Annotated in this window: 15 protein-coding genes and 1 pseudogene; 7 read left to right on the forward strand and 9 right to left on the reverse strand. The window is 60.3% G+C overall.

Features of this window, described 5'->3' with window-relative positions; genetic code table 11:
- Positions 1–171: 171 nt before the first annotated feature.
- Positions 172–603 (forward strand): annotated as a pseudogene (locus QPL94_RS01375) (NAD(P)-dependent oxidoreductase); the annotation flags it as partial.
- Here the strand turns inward: QPL94_RS01375 and QPL94_RS01380 are convergent.
- The gene (locus QPL94_RS01380) at positions 604–2,115 is read right to left on the reverse strand and encodes a hypothetical protein (protein ID WP_285355022.1); all 1,512 of its coding nucleotides are present in this window, start codon (positions 2,113–2,115) and stop codon (positions 604–606) included.
- Positions 2,116–2,313: 198 nt separating this feature from the next.
- Between QPL94_RS01380 and QPL94_RS01385 the strand changes: the two genes are divergently transcribed.
- The 6 genes from QPL94_RS01385 to QPL94_RS01410 all read left to right on the forward strand — a co-directional run bounded on the left by QPL94_RS01385 (position 2,314) and on the right by QPL94_RS01410 (position 8,435).
- Positions 2,314–3,519 (forward strand): 3-oxoadipyl-CoA thiolase, encoded by a 1,206-nt coding sequence (locus tag QPL94_RS01385; protein ID WP_285355023.1) that lies wholly within the window; start codon positions 2,314–2,316, stop codon positions 3,517–3,519.
- A gap of 19 nt (positions 3,520–3,538) precedes the next feature.
- Positions 3,539–4,711: an acyl-CoA dehydrogenase gene (locus tag QPL94_RS01390; RefSeq protein WP_285355025.1), complete on the forward strand. Its 1,173-nt coding sequence runs from the start codon at positions 3,539–3,541 to the stop codon at positions 4,709–4,711.
- A gap of 81 nt (positions 4,712–4,792) precedes the next feature.
- Positions 4,793–5,989 (forward strand): acyl-CoA dehydrogenase family protein, encoded by a 1,197-nt coding sequence (locus tag QPL94_RS01395; protein WP_285355026.1) that lies wholly within the window; start codon positions 4,793–4,795, stop codon positions 5,987–5,989.
- 10 nt (positions 5,990–5,999) lie between these two features.
- Positions 6,000–7,154, forward strand: a complete 1,155-nt coding sequence (locus tag QPL94_RS01400) for an acyl-CoA dehydrogenase family protein (protein WP_285355027.1) — start codon at positions 6,000–6,002, stop codon at positions 7,152–7,154.
- 18 nt (positions 7,155–7,172) lie between these two features.
- Entirely contained in the window at positions 7,173–7,934 is a 762-nt protein-coding gene (locus tag QPL94_RS01405) for a class II aldolase/adducin family protein (protein ID WP_285355029.1), read from the forward strand.
- A gap of 45 nt (positions 7,935–7,979) precedes the next feature.
- Positions 7,980–8,435, forward strand: coding sequence for a MaoC family dehydratase (locus tag QPL94_RS01410; RefSeq protein WP_285355030.1), 456 nt, complete (start codon positions 7,980–7,982; stop codon positions 8,433–8,435).
- A gap of 72 nt (positions 8,436–8,507) precedes the next feature.
- Here the strand turns inward: QPL94_RS01410 and QPL94_RS01415 are convergent, their stop codons facing one another.
- The 8 genes from QPL94_RS01415 to QPL94_RS01450 all read right to left on the reverse strand — a co-directional run bounded on the left by QPL94_RS01415 (position 8,508) and on the right by QPL94_RS01450 (position 16,756).
- Positions 8,508–9,656, reverse strand: a complete 1,149-nt coding sequence (locus QPL94_RS01415; protein ID WP_285355031.1) for an ABC transporter substrate-binding protein — start codon at positions 9,654–9,656, stop codon at positions 8,508–8,510.
- Between the two features lie 53 nt (positions 9,657–9,709).
- The gene (locus QPL94_RS01420) at positions 9,710–10,417 is read right to left on the reverse strand and encodes an ABC transporter ATP-binding protein (protein ID WP_285355032.1); all 708 of its coding nucleotides are present in this window, start codon (positions 10,415–10,417) and stop codon (positions 9,710–9,712) included.
- The gene (locus QPL94_RS01425; protein WP_285355033.1) at positions 10,404–11,174 is read right to left on the reverse strand and encodes an ABC transporter ATP-binding protein; all 771 of its coding nucleotides are present in this window, start codon (positions 11,172–11,174) and stop codon (positions 10,404–10,406) included. Before QPL94_RS01425 ends, QPL94_RS01420 begins: the two co-directional genes overlap by 14 nt.
- Positions 11,167–12,198, reverse strand: a complete 1,032-nt coding sequence (locus QPL94_RS01430; RefSeq protein ID WP_285355034.1) for a branched-chain amino acid ABC transporter permease — start codon at positions 12,196–12,198, stop codon at positions 11,167–11,169. Before QPL94_RS01430 ends, QPL94_RS01425 begins: the two co-directional genes overlap by 8 nt.
- Positions 12,199–12,200: 2 nt before the next feature.
- Positions 12,201–13,064 carry a branched-chain amino acid ABC transporter permease gene (locus tag QPL94_RS01435; RefSeq protein WP_285355035.1) on the reverse strand — a complete coding sequence of 288 codons (864 nt, stop codon included), beginning with the start codon at positions 13,062–13,064 and terminating at the stop codon, positions 12,201–12,203.
- Between the two features lie 161 nt (positions 13,065–13,225).
- Positions 13,226–14,893, reverse strand: coding sequence for a long-chain fatty acid--CoA ligase (locus QPL94_RS01440; RefSeq protein ID WP_285355036.1), 1,668 nt, complete (start codon positions 14,891–14,893; stop codon positions 13,226–13,228).
- A gap of 22 nt (positions 14,894–14,915) precedes the next feature.
- On the reverse strand, positions 14,916–15,695 hold the full coding sequence (gene surE, locus QPL94_RS01445; RefSeq protein WP_285355037.1) for a 5'/3'-nucleotidase SurE: 780 nt from the start codon (positions 15,693–15,695) through the stop codon (positions 14,916–14,918).
- Positions 15,692–16,756, reverse strand: a complete 1,065-nt coding sequence (locus tag QPL94_RS01450) for a phosphotransferase (protein WP_285355038.1) — start codon at positions 16,754–16,756, stop codon at positions 15,692–15,694. Before QPL94_RS01450 ends, surE begins: the two co-directional genes overlap by 4 nt.
- Between the last annotated feature and the right edge of the window lie 95 nt (positions 16,757–16,851).

Below are 16,851 nucleotides of genomic sequence, written 5' to 3' on the forward strand. Positions count from 1 at the left end.
GAGCGGGAGACAAGGCTGAAGGCGGTGTTCAACCTTGGCGCCGGCATCGACGGCCTGCTGGCAGTGCCCAACCTGCCCCCTCACCTGCCCATGGTGCGCCTGGAAGACGCCGGAATGTCGGTACAGATGGCGGAATACGTACTGCACCAGTTGGTAGAAGCCAGCCGCGGCATGGAAACCTACCGCGAGCAACAACGGCAAGGCGTCTGGAAAATTCACCGCCCGATCAAACGCAGTGAATGGCCAGTGGGAGTCATGGGGCTGGGCCATATTGGCAAGCGGGTGGCGCGCACGCTCGCCGATCTGGATTACCGGGTCCACGGCTGGGCACGCAGTGAACACACCCTGGACAAGGTGACGACCTATGCCGGTGCCGACAAGCTGTCCGACTTCCTGGGCTCAACCCGCGTGCTGGTGAACACCCTGCCGCTGACCGATGAAACCCGCGACATCCTCGACCACCAGCTATTCAGCCAGCTGATGCCAGGCGCCGTAGTGATCAACGTCGGCCGCGGCGAGCATCTGGTGGAAGACGACTTGCTCAAGGCAATTGACGACGGCCATGTGGCACGGGCCTCGCTGGATGTGTTCCGCCAGGAACCGCTACCCGCCGAGCACCCGTTCTGGCAGCGGCCGGAGATCACCATCACCCCGCACATTTCCGCCCGCACCCTGCGGGATGCCACGCTGGAGCAAATCACCGGGAAGATCCGAGCCCATCACAATGGCCAGCCCATCACCGGCATCGTAGACACCAGCCGCGGCTACTGACCGCGGCGCAACCACGAACAGGCCCCACAGCATTATCAGCAACAACGGAATGGACAGCAGCACGAACAGCCCGTTCCAGGCGAAGGCCACCACCCAGCGCGACACCTGCCCGAACCGCGACAGTAACATCACCGCCGGGCCGAACGGCGACAGCATCATCGCCAGGGAAAACCCGATCACCAGAGCAACGGCAATGGGCAGGGGATCTACCCCTTCCGCCACCAGTTGCGGCATCAGCCCCGCCTGCACACTCAACACGGTAATCGGAATGATGCCAATGGCCGAAAGCATGGGCATCATCAACATACCGCCCGCGGCCAACAGGAACACCCCCAGCTCTCCGGACGCCAGGCCCGCCAGGGCGTCTGCCGGAATCACCGACACCAGGGCAACACCCAGGCCGGCGGACCCGGCGAAGATGGACATCTCGTTGCTCATGCCCAGCATGTTATCTACCGACTCCCGAGCCACCCCCGGCAGCGAGCGGTCGTGCCACCACATATAAAGGAAGGTCACCACCGGCACCGTGAGCATTGCCGCCACCGACACTTTCAGGCCGGAAAACTGCACCAGCAGCGCCATGGCCACGAAAATGATTGCGACCAGCAGGGCCAGTTGGCCACTGCCGTCAGGCCAGTGCTCCAGTGCCTCACGCTCGCTGCTGACCAGGCGAAAGCGTTTGTGCTCAAGAAACCAGCCAACCAGTACCAGCAGCAAGGCACTGCCGATACCGTAAGGCAATAGCCCTGACCAGCTCAGGGTCGGCACTTCCCGGGTGATAATGGCCACGGCCACACTGGTCGGCGCGACCAGCGGCACCAGTGCAAAACCCCGCAGGGTACTGATCAACACACTGCGTAACCAGCGCAGCCGTGAGGCGCCGGTAATACCCCGCTCCCGCAGGGTATCTGCCAGGGTGCCACAAAGCAGGTTCATCACTCCGAAACTTAGCACCGAGGCAATGCCGCAGCTGACCACCGCGTATTTCGGGTACAGCAACCCCGGGCGGCCGCCCAACAGCACGTCGTGGATGCGCCGCAGCACTTCCAGCCGGCGCACCAGGCACTGCATCATGCCCAGGCTACCCAGAAAGGCGGCGTAGAAAGCCGCGTTGGATGCCGCCCTCATGAGTTCGTCGGCCCCCAGCTTACCCGCTAACCCCAGGCCACCAACCATAACCACGGACAACACGAACAGGGCCCGAGAGTACATCTGCAGGCTGCCAAGCACCGAAAGGAAGTACAGCACGAACAACACGCCGGACAACGCGCTGAGCCAGGGGTTGGCCAAACACAGCGCCACAAGCTCCAGCAATACGGCAACGGGAACCAGAAAACGGCTCATATAAGATTCACGACCTCAATGATGGTATCGGTTGCATTTCACACAGACCCGGATTAGTCTTTAGCTGTCGATATACAAAACTTAATTCCGCTATACGAAACTATATCAACATTAATGACAAGACAAGTCCGAAACCTTTCTTACTTTTGAAGAGAGGACCACAATAGGAACTTGTCTGCTGATGAAACGGGAGATGCCATGAGCGCATTTATCTACGATGGGCTGAGAACCCCCTTCGGTCGACACGCCGGGGCACTGGCGAAAGTACGCCCGGATGACCTGCTGGCCAGCGTCATCCAGACCCTGGTCGAGCGCAACGCATTCCCCCCTGAGCTCTACGAAGACGTAATTGCCGGCTGTACTAACCAGGCCGGCGAAGACGCCCGCAACCTGGCCCGCCACGCCGGTCTGATGGCCGGCCTGCCGGTTGAGGCCGGTGGCCTGACCGTCAACCGCCTGTGCGGTTCCGGCCTGGCGGCCATTATCGACGCCGCACGGGCGGTGCGCTGTGGCGAAGGTGAGCTGTTCGTGGCCGGCGGTACCGAGAGCATGAGCCGGGCACCGTTCGTAATGGCCAAGAGCGAAAGTCCGTTCAGCCGGGACTTCCGCGCCTTCGACAGCACCATCGGCGCGCGTTTCCCCAACCCCCGCGTTGAAGCGGCATTCGGCGCAGACACCATGCCCGAAACCGCCGACAACATCGCCCGGGAACTGAACCTGAGCCGCGACGCGGTGGACACCTTCGCCGCCCAGAGTCAGGCCCGTTACAACGCAGCCCTGACCGATGGCTTCTATAATGAAGAGATACTGGCCATTGATGTGCCCCAGGGCCGCAAGAAGCCGCCGGTCAGCGTGAGCCGCGATGAACATCCGCGCCCCCAGTCCACTGTCGAAGCGCTGGCAGGCCTGCGACCACTGTTCGAAGGCGGTGTGGTTACCGCCGGCAATGCCTCCGGCATCAATGACGGCGCGGCAGCGTTGATCGTGGGTTCCCGTGAAGCGGGTGAGCGCGCTGGCATACGCCCCCGCGCCCGCATTGTATCCGCTGCCATTGCCGGGGTACCGCCCCGGGTGATGGGTTATGGCCCCGTGCCGGCGAGCGAAAAAGCCCTCGCCCGCGCCGGGCTGGATATCAACGATATGGACGTGATCGAGATTAACGAGGCGTTTGCCGCCCAGGTTCTCGGCTGCACCACCAGACTGGGCATTGACCCGACCGATTCCCGGCTGAACCCCAACGGCGGCGCCATTGCTGTCGGCCACCCATTGGGGGCGTCCGGCGCACGGATCGCACTGACGGCCACGCGCCAGCTTGAGCGCAGTGGCGGTCGATACGCATTGATCAGCATGTGCATTGGCGTCGGCCAGGGCATTGCTGCTGTGATTGAACGAGTAACCGACTAATTTTCTGAGGAGACACACCATGGCTTCCGCATCCTGGGATGACCTGCTTAAATTCGACAAACAGCTGGACGAGACCGAACGTCAGGTTCGCGACAGCATCCGTTCCTTCTGTGACCAGCGCCTGATGCCCGGTATCATCGAGGCGAACCGTCACGAGAAATTCGACCGTTCCATCTTCACCGACATGGGCGAACTGGGCATGCTCGGCGCCACACTGCCGGAAGAATACGGCGGCCCGGGCCTCAACCACGTCTGCTACGGGCTGATTGCCCGGGAAGTGGAGCGTGTCGATTCGGCCTACCGCTCTGCCCTGTCAGTGCAGTCTTCGCTGGTCATGCATCCGATCTACTCGTTTGGTCAGGAAGCGCTGAAAAAACGGGTTCTGCCCAAGCTTGCTTCCGGTGAGCTGGTGGGCTGTTTCGGTCTGACCGAGCCCAACCACGGTTCCGACCCGGGCAACATGGAAACCCGTGCCAAGAAGGTCGACGGCGGTTACCTGGTAAGCGGCTCCAAGACCTGGATCACCAACTCGCCGATTGCCGATGTATTTGTAATCTGGGGCAAGCTTGACGGTGTCGTCACCGGTTTTGTGCTGGAACGCGGCGCCAAGGGCCTGGACGCACCCAAGATTGAAGGCAAGTTCTCGCTGCGCGCCTCAGAAACCGGTTCCATCTTCATGGACGAGGTGTTCTGCCCCGACGAGAACAAACTCGACGTGGAAGGCCTGAAAGGTCCCTTCAGTTGCCTGAACAAGGCCCGCTACGGTATCAGCTGGGGTTCCCTCGGTGCCGCAGAGTTCTGCTGGCACGCCGCCCGCAACTACACCCTTGAACGCAAGCAGTTCGGCAAGCCCCTGGCCGCCAACCAGCTGATCCAGAAGAAACTGGTGGACATGCAGACAGAGATCACCCTTGGCCTGCAGGGCGCGCTGCAACTGGGGCGTCTGATGGATGCGGGGGAAGCCGCGCCGGATGCCATTTCCCTGATGAAGCGCAACAACTGCGGCAAGTCCCTGGACATAGCCCGCGTCGCGCGTGACATGCACGGTGGTAACGGCATCTCCGACGAATACCACGTGATTCGCCACGTGATGAACCTGGAAGCGGTGAATACCTACGAAGGCACCCACGATGTCCACGCCCTGATTCTGGGCCGTGGCCAGACCGGGATTCCCGCCTTCGTCGCCGGCTGATCATAGTTGCCACACAGCCGGCACCGCCGGCAGTGTGCTCCGTTATATACGTTTAAAGAGACAGACCGAGAGGTTTTATCCATGGACATGAACTACACGGCTGAGGAACTGGCCTTCCGTGACGAGGTAAGGGCGTTCCTTGATGAGAAGCTGCCGGCGGACATCGCCGCCAAGGTAAAAGGATTCCGCCACCTGTCCAAAGAGGACCATCTGCGATGGCAGAAAATTCTCTGCAAACAGGGCTGGTACGCCACTCACTGGCCGGAAGAGTACGGCGGCGTCAAGTGGACCCCGGTTCAGAAGCACATCTGGGACGAAGAATCCGCCCGTTACGGCGTTCCCCGCTCCATCCCGTTCGGGGTGAACATGGTCGCGCCGGTGATCATCAAATTCGGTAACGAAGAACAGAAGCAGAAGTACCTGCCGCGCATCCTCAGCGGTGAGGACTGGTGGGCCCAGGGCTATTCCGAGCCCGGCGCCGGCTCCGACCTGGCTTCCCTCAAGACCCGTGCAGTGCGTGACGGCGATCACTACATCGTCAACGGCCAGAAGACCTGGACCACCCTGGGCCAGCACGCCAACATGATCTTCTGCCTGGTGCGCACCAATACCGAGGTCAAGAAGCAGGAAGGCATCTCTTTCCTGCTGATCGACATGAACACCCCGGGCATTACCGTGCGCCCGATCATCACCCTTGATGGCGAGCACGAAGTCAACGAAGTCTTCTTCGAGGACGTGAAGGTTCCGGTGGAAAACCTCGTCGGCGAGGAAGACAAGGGCTGGACCTACGCCAAGTTCCTGCTCACCTACGAGCGCACCGGTCTGGCCGGTATCGGTATGTCCAGGGCAGCGCTTTCGCACCTCAAGCAACTGGCCGGCCGCCGGGTGAAAAACGGCAAACCGCTGATCGAGGACCCGTCGTTCAGCCAGCGCATCGCCAAGGTGGAAATTGACCTCACCGCTGCAGCCATCAGCAACCTGCGCATCATTGCCTCGGTTGAAGGTGGTGGCGTGCCGGGTGCGGAGAGCTCAATGCTCAAAGTGAAAGGCACCGAGATCCGCCAGTCGATCAACGATCTGGCCCGACGCGCCATCGGACCCTACGCGCTGCCGTTTTTAGAAGAGGAACTGGACCTGGATTACGACGGCGAGTTCCTGTCGGACAAAGATGCTGCGCCGCTTTCAGCCCAGTATTTCAACAACCGCAAGCTGTCGATTTTCGGCGGATCCAACGAGATCCAGAAAAACATCGTGTCGAAAATGATTCTCGGGCTTTAAGGAGGCGACCATGGATTTCCGACTCAACGAAGAGCAGCAGATGCTGCAGGACACCGTGGCCCGTCTGGTGCGCGGTGAATACAGTTTTGAAAAGCGCCTGGCATTCAGCGAAACCGACCTGGGCTTCAGCGCCGATTTCTGGAACCAGCTCAGCGAACTGGGCCTCACGGCCGTGCCCTTCTCCGAGGAGCTCGGGGGCTTCGGTGGCGGCGGCGTAGAAGTCCGCTCTGTCATGGCGGAGCTCGGCCGGGGCCTGTGCCTCGAGCCGTACATGCAGTCCATCATACTTGGCGGCGGTCTGATCGGTCAGGCCGGTAACGACAGCCAGAAAGAAAACTGGCTGGCCGGTATCGCCAGCGGCGAACTGAAAGCCGCGGTCGGCCTGCAGGAACCCCAGAGCTACTACGACCTGAACAACGTGGAAACCCGTGCCGAGAAAAACGGTGGCGGTAGTGGAGAGGGTTACGTACTGAATGGCCGCAAGGCGGTGGTGATCGGTGGACATTGTGCCGACGTGATCGTGATATCGGCCCGCACCTCGGGCGACAGCCGCGACGCCGACGGCGTCAGCCTGTTTGCACTGAGCCCGGATACCGCCGGCGTTGAACGCCGCACTTACCCCACCATCGACGGTGCCAAAGGCTGTGACATCACCCTGACCAACGTTCAGGTGGGTGCAGACGGGCTGCTGGGCGAGGAAGGCAAGGCTGCCGAGGTAATCGAATACCAGGCCGGTCGCGCCATCGCTGCCCTGTGTGCCGAAGCTGTGGGCGTGATGGAGATGGCCAACGAGCTGACCCTGGAGTACCTTAAACAGCGCAAGCAGTTTGGCGTACCCATCGGCAAGTTCCAGGTGCTGCAGCACCGCATGGTGGACATGATGTCAGAGCTGGAACAGGCCCGTTCCATGGCCATTCTGGCCGCCAGCGTTGCCGACGGTGAACAGAGTGATGAGCGTCGTCGTGTGCTCGCGGGCGCCAAGAATGTGATCGGACGTGCCGGTCAGTTCATTTCCGAAAGCGGTATCCAGATGCATGGCGGCATTGGCATGACCTGGGAATACAACTTTGCCCACTACGCCAAGCGGCTGATCGGTATCAACCACCACCTCGGGGACGACGATTTCCACCTGGAACGTTATGCCTCCCTGCTGCAGGCAAGCTAACAGGCGATGGACATGACCATGACAACGACGAGCGATCAGTCGGCGCAGCAGGATCTGAAGAAAGCCGAAAGGAAGGTGCGTACCGAGCTGGCCGCGGCCTACCGCCTGGTGGCGCTGTTTGGATGGGACGATCTGGTGTTCACCCATCTGTCCGCGCGGGTGCCGGGCCCGGAGCATCATTTCCTGATCAATCCTTACGGCCTGCTGTTCCATGAAATCACAGCGTCTTCGCTGGTGAAGGTGGACCGGGACGGCCAGGTGGTGGAATCCGGCGGCCTGAGCCGTGTCAATCCGGCCGGCTTTACCATTCACAGTGCGGTGCACATGGGCCGGGAAGACGCAGGCGCGGTTATGCACCTGCACGCACCCGATGGCGTCGCCGTATCCGCCCACCGGGACGGCCTGCTGCCCCTGAGCCAGACGGCCATGCTGTGCCTGAATCACCTGAGCTATCACGACTACGAGGGTGTTGCCCTGAATCTGGATGAGCGCGAGCGGCTGATCAACGATCTTGGCGACAAGTCGATGATGCTGTTGCGCAACCATGGTGTGCTGACGGCCGGTAAGGACGTGCCTGAGACCTTCACCTATCTGTATTTCCTGATGAAAGCCTGCGAGATTCAGGTCAAGGCCCAGAGTTGTGGGCCGACCTATATGCCTTCGGAGCAGGCCATTCAGACCACGGCGGACCAGTCTCAGTCACTGGGTGCTGCGGCGGCTCTGACCTGGCCTGCTCTGGTTCGGCTGCTTGATAGCAGGAATTCCGGGTACGCAGCGTGACTTTTTTGCAAGCTGGTGCCTGGTGCGCCATGGAAGGACGCAGGCATGCTTTCGGTTGAGCTCAAGGATCTGGAAAAACATACGGGGTCTTTGATTGGCCACAGCCCCTGGAAAACCGTCACCCAGGAGATGATTCAGGCTTTTGCCGATGCCACGGGTGACCATCAGTGGATTCATCTGGATGTTGAACGGGCAAGGCGTGAATCACCCTGGAAGAGTACTGTGGCCCACGGTTTTCTGACGGCCTCCCTGATTCCTCTGTTGAATCAGCAGGTGATTAACGTGCAGGGCAAAAGCGCCAGCATCAACTACGGGATAAACAAGCTACGCTTCCCCGCCGCGGTGAAGTCCGGGTCGGCTATCCGGAGCAAAATGGAGCTGATGGATGTGACCAGAGTGGACGACCAGCGCACCCTGGCCACTTACAGGACCACCGTGGAAATCCAGGGCGAGGACAGGCCCGCTTGTGTGGCGGAGAATCTGGTGATGTACGTGGCTTAAAAAAGCGTCGCCATGAACTGAAAAAGGGGCCCGGAGGCCCCTTTTTTTATAACAACGGGCGCGGATACCCGATCATTCAATTTCCTCCCGCACGATCTCACCGTCTTTCACCACTGCCAGGGTGGTTTCGGTGACAAATCCGCCATTCTCGGTCACTTCGACAATCTCATACGGATTCTTGCTGGCATCCATAGTTTTCAGGGCATCGCCGATGGCGGTACGAAGGGTTTTCGGGTCTGTGGAGTCAGTGGCGTCCATGGCTTCTACCAGGGCGTGCAGGGCCAGGTAATTATAAGCGGCTTCCGACCCCGGGGTCTTGTCGTATTCAGCTTTGTAGCGCGTTATGAAGTCTTTGGCTGCCGGGGTGTCATATACACTGAGTGGAACCACACCGATGGCACCCTCCATCATCCCGAGTCCTCCGGCCACTTCAGCCACTTCATCAATCTTGGCCTGGTCCATCACGATGAACCCGCCCTGGAAGCCCATCTGTCGCGCCTGCTGTACCACCAGGCCAGTGGGTTCGGAGGCACCGCCAACAAACATGACGTCCGGTGCGTTGGCGATGATGCGGCTGACGCCGGTGAAGAAGTCTGCCGATTTGTTGTAATCCATGGGGGTGTCGGCCACGACTTCACCGCCTTTGGCCTGCCACTCGTCCTTGATCATGGAAGCCCAGATCTTGGCGTATTCGTGGGTGGCACCGCCCATGCCCAGCTTGTTGCCCTGGTGCTCGAGGGCGTAGTCGGTGAAGGCTTTGACATAGCCGTCAAAGGTGGGCGGAATGCGTAGGGTCAGGCTGTTGCCCTGCTCGGTGATACTGGGCACGCTGGAATAGGCCATCACCAGGAAGTCGTCTTTCTCGTTGAAATCCTGCAGGGCAAAGATGCCACCGGAATGCGGCACGAACACCGCCGACACGTCAGACTCCTGCTTCAGGCGCTTGGCGTTGGTGGCAGCCTGGGATGGTGAGTAGCGGTCGTCCAGGGAGACGAGGTTAACGGTGGTTTTCTCGCCGTTCAGGTCAAACCCGCCAGCGGCGTTGATTTCGTCCACCGCCATCCGCAGTCCGGACAGGGTGTTTTCGCCGTAAAGGGCGGCGCCGCCGCTTAACGGGCCGGTGAATCCGATGTTCACTTCACCGGCCATTGCACCGGCGGACAGGCTCATGCCCAGGGCCACTGTTGCGACAGCCTGGCCCAGTTTTCTGGCTATTTTCATTGTTATCTCCTGGTTGTGTTGCGCGTGTCACTCTGATTATTGCCTCGGGCTGGTCAGGCACCGATATACGCCTTGCGAACCTGTTCATTGCCAAGCATCGCTTCCCGGTCGCCTTCCATCACCAGGTGGCCGTTTTCCATAACGTAAGCGCGGTGGGCAATTTTCAGGGCGGCGAAGGCATTCTGCTCAGCCAGCAGTACGGTTGTCCCCAGGCTATTGATCTGCCTGATGGTTTCGAACACCTGCCGGACCACTAATGGAGCCAGGCCCAGGGATGGTTCATCCAGCATCAGTAGCCGTGGCCGACTCATCAGCGCGCGACCGATGGCCACCATCTGCTGCTGACCGCCGGACAGTGAGCCCGCCTCCTCATTGGCCTTGTCCGTCAGAATCGGAAACAGCTCCAGCACCTCATTCAGGCGCTTCCTGTTACCCTGGCGGTCACGGCGGTGCACGTAAGCGCCCATCATCAGGTTCTGCATCACGCTCATCTGCGGGAACAGCTTGCGCCCCTCCGCACACTGCACCACGCCGCTGGCGACAATGGCGCTGGCTTTCATGCCATTGAGCTGCTTGTCTTCGAAACGGATGTCACCGGCGGTCGGCTTCACCAATCCACTGATAGCGTTGAACAGGCTGGTTTTACCGGCGCCATTGGCTCCCAGAAGCACGACCAGTTCGCCGGTGTCCACAGTCATGGATATATCGGTCAGGGCCTTGAAGCTGCCGTAGCAGACATCCACATGATCAAGCTGCAGCATCTTCGTCACCTCCCAGATAGGCCTCGATCACCACCGGATTGTTGCGCACTTCTTCCGGGCTGCCCTCGGCGATCTTCTCGCCGTGGTCCAACACCATGATCTTGTCCGCCAGGCTCATGATCATGTCCATCTTGTGCTCGATCAGGCACACGGTCAGGCCTTTCTCATCCGCCATCTTGCGTATCAGGGCGGCGAAACCGACGGTCTCTTCCGGATTGATACCGGCCGCCGGCTCGTCCAGCAGCACGAGCTTCGGATCCGTCGCCAGCGCCAGCGCAAAGGCCACCCGTTTGCGTTCTTCCTGGGTGATATCGGCGATGAACTGGCCGGCCACATGGGCGAGGCCGACAAATTCGAGAGCGTCCATGGCCTTCTCCCGCGCGGCTTTTTCTTCCCGCTGCAGGCGTTTACTGTTGATCAGCACGTCCCACAGTCCGGATCGGGTGCGCAGTCGATGCCCCACGATCAGGTTGTCCAGCACGGTGGCCTGCTCGAACAGGTTGGTGGTCTGGAAGGTACGACCCACGCCCAGCCTTGCTACCTGATCGCTGGGCAGCCTGGTCACGTCCACGCCGTCCAGCAGGATACGACCTGAGGTGGGCTGGTGCAGGCCCGAGATGAGGTTAAAGAAGGTGCTCTTGCCGGCACCATTAGGGCCGATGATGGCGTTGATCTTGCCGGTCTCAAACTCAACCGACACGTCGTTCACCGCCGCCAGGCCGCCAAACATTCTGGTCAGATGTTCTACCTTAAGCATTGCTCTCTGCCTCCCGGTTCTGTGCGGTGGCTACCTTGCTCTCCTGTCGCTTTTTCGCGGGAGCGAGTGACTGGGACTTGCGGTGCATCCAGGTCAGGAAAGAACCGGTAATACCCCGAGGGAAGAAGATCACCAGCAGCACCAGCAGCGGCCCAAAAATGATCATCCGGTACTCTTCCAGGAACTGTAGCGACTGGGTAATCCACACGAGACCGATAGTACCCAGCAGCGGCCCCATAATGGTGCCGATGCCGCCCACCAGCAGGTAAGTAATCATATCGAACGTATGCTGGACATTGGCCTCTTCCGGGCCGATGAAGCGCACCATGCCGGCATACAGGGCACCCGCCAGGCCGGCATAGGTGGTGGACAGCACAAACGCCAGGACTTTGTTGCGCATCAGGTTGATGCCCAGGGACTGGGCCAGCTCGTCGCCGTTGCGGATGGCAATAAAGGTGCGGCCCAGCAGGGATTTCGACAGCCGCCCCATGAACCAGATGGCGAACACCAGGAAGACCAGCACCAGGTAGTAGAATGGAGTGGTCTCGGTGAAATCCACCAGGCCGAAGCCGTAGGGTGCGGCAATGTCACGGACGCCGATGGCGCCGTGGGTCAGCTCTTCCCACTTGTCGATGAGCAGGTAGATGATGAAGCCCACACACAGGGTGAAGATGGCGAAGTAGTGCTCTTTCAGGCGCAGCGAGACAATACCCACCAGGAACCCCAGTACTGCCGTCATCACCAGCGCGCCCAGGAACGCGGGCCAGAAGCTCCAGCCAAAGTCGACGGTCAGCAGGCCCAGCGTGTAGGCGCCGATGGCGAAGAAACCGCCGTGGGCCAGGTTCAGCTGGCCGCAGAAGCCGGTGATGATGTTGAGACCGTATACGGCAATGGCCCAGACGAAAGCGGTTGCCATCACGTACACCTGGTACTCATTCGCCGCGAAAAACGGGAACAGAACAGCGAAGGCCAGCATCAGGTATTTGGCAGCTGGCGTCATCAGCAGGGATGCGAATTTGAACATGATCAGTGCGCCCCCTTCGCGAACAGGCCCTGTGGACGGATAGACAGGATCAGCACCAGCAGGCCGAAGGCGATGATGTCCTTGTAGGAAGTGGAGATGTAAAAGCCACCCAGCGCCTCGGCAAAGCCAATGATCATGCCCCCGACGATGGCGCCTGGAACGCTGCCCATGCCACCAAGGATGATGATGACAAAGGCCTTCATGATCACAAGGTGCCCCATGGTGGGGTACACCAGGTTGATGGGTGCGTAGAGAGTAGCGGCAAACGCTGCCAGCATGCCGGAGATGGCAAAGGTCATCATCGCCACCCGGTTGGCATCAATCCCCACCAGGAAGGCGCCATCGCGGCTCTGGGCCATGGCAATGATGGTTGCCCCGGTCATGGTCTTGCGCAAAAACAGTTGCAGTGCCACCACCAGCACGAAGGCACCGGCAATGATCAGCAGGCGCTGCTCCGGAATGATCAACCCGTCGAAATTCAGGATGCCGCCGAAGGGCGATGACATGCGCCGGAAATCCGAGCCCCAGAACATCTGCACCACCGCTTCCAGAAACAGCAGAATGCCGATCGCGGCGATCTTGTCGTGGATCGGCGGCGAGTTTCGCAGGGGATGGAACACCAGGCGCTCGCACAGCACGGCGAGTATGGCGACCACCGCAGCCGAACCGGCCATGGCAACCCAGTAATGGGCACCCAGGTCCACCATGAAAAAGTAGGACATGAAAGCCCCGACCATATACAGGGCGCCGTGGGCGAAGTTGGGGATATGGAGTAGGCCGTAGACCAGGGTCAGACCCAGGGCTACGAGACCGTAGATACTCCCCAAGGTCAATCCGTTGATGATTTGTTGCAAGAAAAGGCTCAAGTGTGGTCCTCCGCTGTTTTGTTGTTGTAGTGATCTATGCGGTTTCGGACAGGACCAGCTGGCCCTGCGTCGGCATTCTGAAACAGTTACACCGAACGTCTCACATGTCAATATTTAGAATAGTATTCCGCCATGCGGAACACGGCGGAAGAAATCGTCACTCAGCCCTTGGCCTTCCACTCCTCTTCCTGTAACGCCCGCCACATCAGCTTGCCCGTGGGCGACTTCGGCAGCTCATCCACAAACTCAATGATTTCAGGCACTTTGTAAGCGGCCATCTGCTCCTTGCACCAGCTGATGATATCCGCCTCACTCGTTGTACCGTCGGCCTCAGGCGTGAGCACGATACAGGCCTTCACGGTCTCCCCTCGCTTGGGGTGCGGCGAGGAAATGATGCACACCTCGTGAATGCCCGGGTGCCGGTACATCAGCCCTTCCACTTCCGAGGGCCAGACCTTGTAGCCCGACGCGTTGATCATCCGCTTGACCCGATCCACCATGAAGAAATAACCCTCTTCGTCGTAGTAGGCGAGATCACCGGTACGGAAGAAACGCTTGCCATCGAGCTCCACGAAGGCGAGTTCGGTTTCCGCCGGACGGTTCCAGTAGCCCAGGGTCACCTGGGGCCCGTTGGAGACAATTTCCCCCACTTCGCCCGGGCCTTTCTCTTCCAGGGTTTCCACATCAATGATGCGGCTGTCCACATCAAACACCGGAATACCCAGGCACTGGGGCTTGGGGTGGTTCGACGGATTGATGTGCGTGGCCGCCATGGTTTCCGACAGACCGTAACCCTCGATGTAGTCCAGGCCGGTCATGGTCTTGAGCTTGGCCGCCACCGATTCCGGCATGGCCGCACCACCACCGCCGATGGTGTTGAGGCTGGTGAGGTCGTACTGGCCGATGTCCGGATTGGACAGGAAATCCACCGCCATGGTGACGATGTTGGTCCAGCCGGTAACCTGGTAACGCTCGATCAGCCGCGCGGCGGTGGTGCGGTCCCAGCGAGTCATGATCACCGTGGTGGAACCACTGAAGATAGGGCTGTTCATTGAGCCGGTCATACCGGTGACGTGGAAGAACGGCAAGGTGGCCAGTTGCACCGTGTTGGCGGTGCTCAGGTTCCAGAACGCACGGTGCACGGCGGTGGCCATCACGCTGCGATGGGTGTGCATGCAGCCCTTGGGCGCGCCGGTGGTCCCGGAGCTGTAGGGGATAACGGCAAGATCGTCCGGGACGGCGGTGTGGGCTGAGGGGGTATGATCCGCCGCCAGCGCCTGCTCCCAGCTGACCACACCAGCCATCTCCTGCGACCAGGCCGGAGCAGCGACTTCCGCCGGCAGATCCAGATCGGTATCCGGGCTGATATAGGTACTATAGGAGGCCACCACTATGTGGTTGAGATCGGTGATTTCCAGCAGCGGGGCAATAAAGCCGACCAGCTCCTGACCCGCCAGGCAGACACTGGCGCCGGTATCCGCCACGTAATGCTCCAGCTCCGCCGACCGGTTCATCGGGTTAATCGGAATCACAACGGCATCCGCACGCAGGATGGCGTAGTAGGAAATCACATACTGGGGGGAGTTCTGCATGTACAGCAGCACCCGGTCGCCTTTTGCAACGCCCTGGGCCTGCAGATACCCGGCCATCGTCTCCACTTCCCGAAAAAGACGGCTGTAGGTCATCGGTGCATCGTAGAAAAAGATCGCGGTGCGATCCGGGTAACGCCGCGCAGAGATTTCCAGATTGGTAAACACGCTGGTCTGGGGCAGCGCCATGCTTTTGGGCAGTTCTTTTGGCCAAACGGCGTAATGGCGTGTAAATGTCATTGTTGTGATCCCCTTATTCGGTTCAGTGAGCCGCCGAGGCGGCCAGATCAAAAACTTCGGTGCCACCGGGCAGAGGCTCCCGGTGGCGCAATGGCGTGATAGCAACGGCCTTGTCCCGCAGCACGCTGACGTCTTCATCAGGCGCCACAATGTGGCGGGAGCTGCGATCAAATCCCAGCCACCAGTACGGCAGGCTGCGGGCATCCTGACCCGCCAGCAGGCGGGCGCGCTGGATCGAGCCGTTGGACTGCTTGCACCAGCGTGCCTGGCTGATTGCCGCCGCCTCGCAGGCCGGGAAATTCACATTCCAGGCGTAGCTCTGTCCAGGCTGCCACAATTGACGCACCACGGACTCTCCGAACGCCGAGACTGGTGACCAATCCACGCCCTCCCGACTCAAAAAAGCCTGGCTCAGTGCTATGGCGGGTATGCCCATGTGCTCGGCACTCAGCACCGCACCCACGGTGCCGGAATACTGCACCGAGTCACTGATATTGGCGCCGCAGTTCACTCCGGACAGCACCAGATCCGGCAGCGTCTCCCCGAACCACTGGGCCAGCGAGTACAGCACACAGTCCGCTGGCGTCCCGGAGACCGCGTAACGCCTGTCGCCCTGCTCATACACCCGCAACGGATCATGGATGGAGATACTCTGGCCGGCACCACTGCGGTCGTGCTCCGGCGCCACCACCCAGACTTCCTCGGCCAGATTACGGGCGATCTGCTCCAGCACCTTCAGACCCGGCGCGTTGATGCCGTCGTCGTTGGTGATCAGGATGCGCTTGACCATGGGCTCGTTCATGATCGCTCCCCCTCACTGGCAATCCGCCACCCGGCCTCGGCCAGCAAGCTGGCACGTTTACCAACCTGCAGGGCGTCGGCGTTGGCGGCGTTGCCCTGCAACGCCCGGGCATAGACCCCCTGCACGATGGCCGCGAGCCGGAACAGCGAAAACGACAGGAATACATGCCAGTCGGCAATGCCGTCACGACCGCTCTTCTGACAGTACCGGGCGATGGTTTCCTGCTCGTCGGGAATGCCTAATGCTTCCAGATCTTCACCCTGCAGCCCGCGCATGCCTTCCATGTCCGACGGCAGGTGATACGGCAGGCAGTAATAGGCCAGATCCGCCAGCGGGTGCCCCAGCGTAGAAAGTTCCCAGTCCAGAATGGCGATAACTTCTGGCTTATCTGGAGCCAGCATCAGATTGCCAAAACGGTAGTCGCCGTGGGCGATGGCACACTCGTCGGTGGAAGGCAGGTTTTCCGGCAACCACTCCATGAGTTTATCCATGGCCGGCATGTCATCGGTCTTGGCCGCGAGGTACTGCTTGCTCCAACGAGCGACCTGACGTGCCACATAGCCCTCTGGACGGCCATAGTCCCCGAGCCCGACCTGATTAACATCCACCGAGTGCAACGCGGCCAGGGTATCGATAGCCGACAAGTGAGCCGGCATTCGTTCCGAACGATCCAGTGCCCGAAGCGCCGGATGGCTGACGATGCGACCTTCCAGATAATCCATGACGTAGAACGGCGTACCAATAACGCTGCTGTCTTCACAAAGGGCCCGAGTTATCGGCACCGGCACCTTGGTGTGTTCAGACAAAGCGCGCATGACTTTGTATTCCCGCTCGACCATATGAGCCGAAGGCAGGGTTTTCCCGGGCGGCTTTTTGCGCAGCACGTACTGGCCGCTATCGGTGTTCAGCAGGAAGGTAGGATTGGACTGGCCGCCCTGGAACTGCTTGACCTCCATACGATCACCGAAATCCGGCAATGTTTCCTGGAGCCAAGCCAGCAGCTTGGACTCGTCGAACTTATGGGCTGGCAGGACGTCCACCAGTTCAGGGTTCATGCTCATCTTTATAGTTGCCCTTCATTTATAGCGTGGCAGCCCGGTTATGGGGGCAGCGGCAGGTAGGTGGGGGTGTCTTTGTTCCGGGAAAAAGAACTCGC

The sequence above is a fragment of the Marinobacter sp. SS13-12 genome (genome assembly GCF_030227115.1).
Taxonomy (GTDB): domain Bacteria; phylum Pseudomonadota; class Gammaproteobacteria; order Pseudomonadales; family Oleiphilaceae; genus Marinobacter.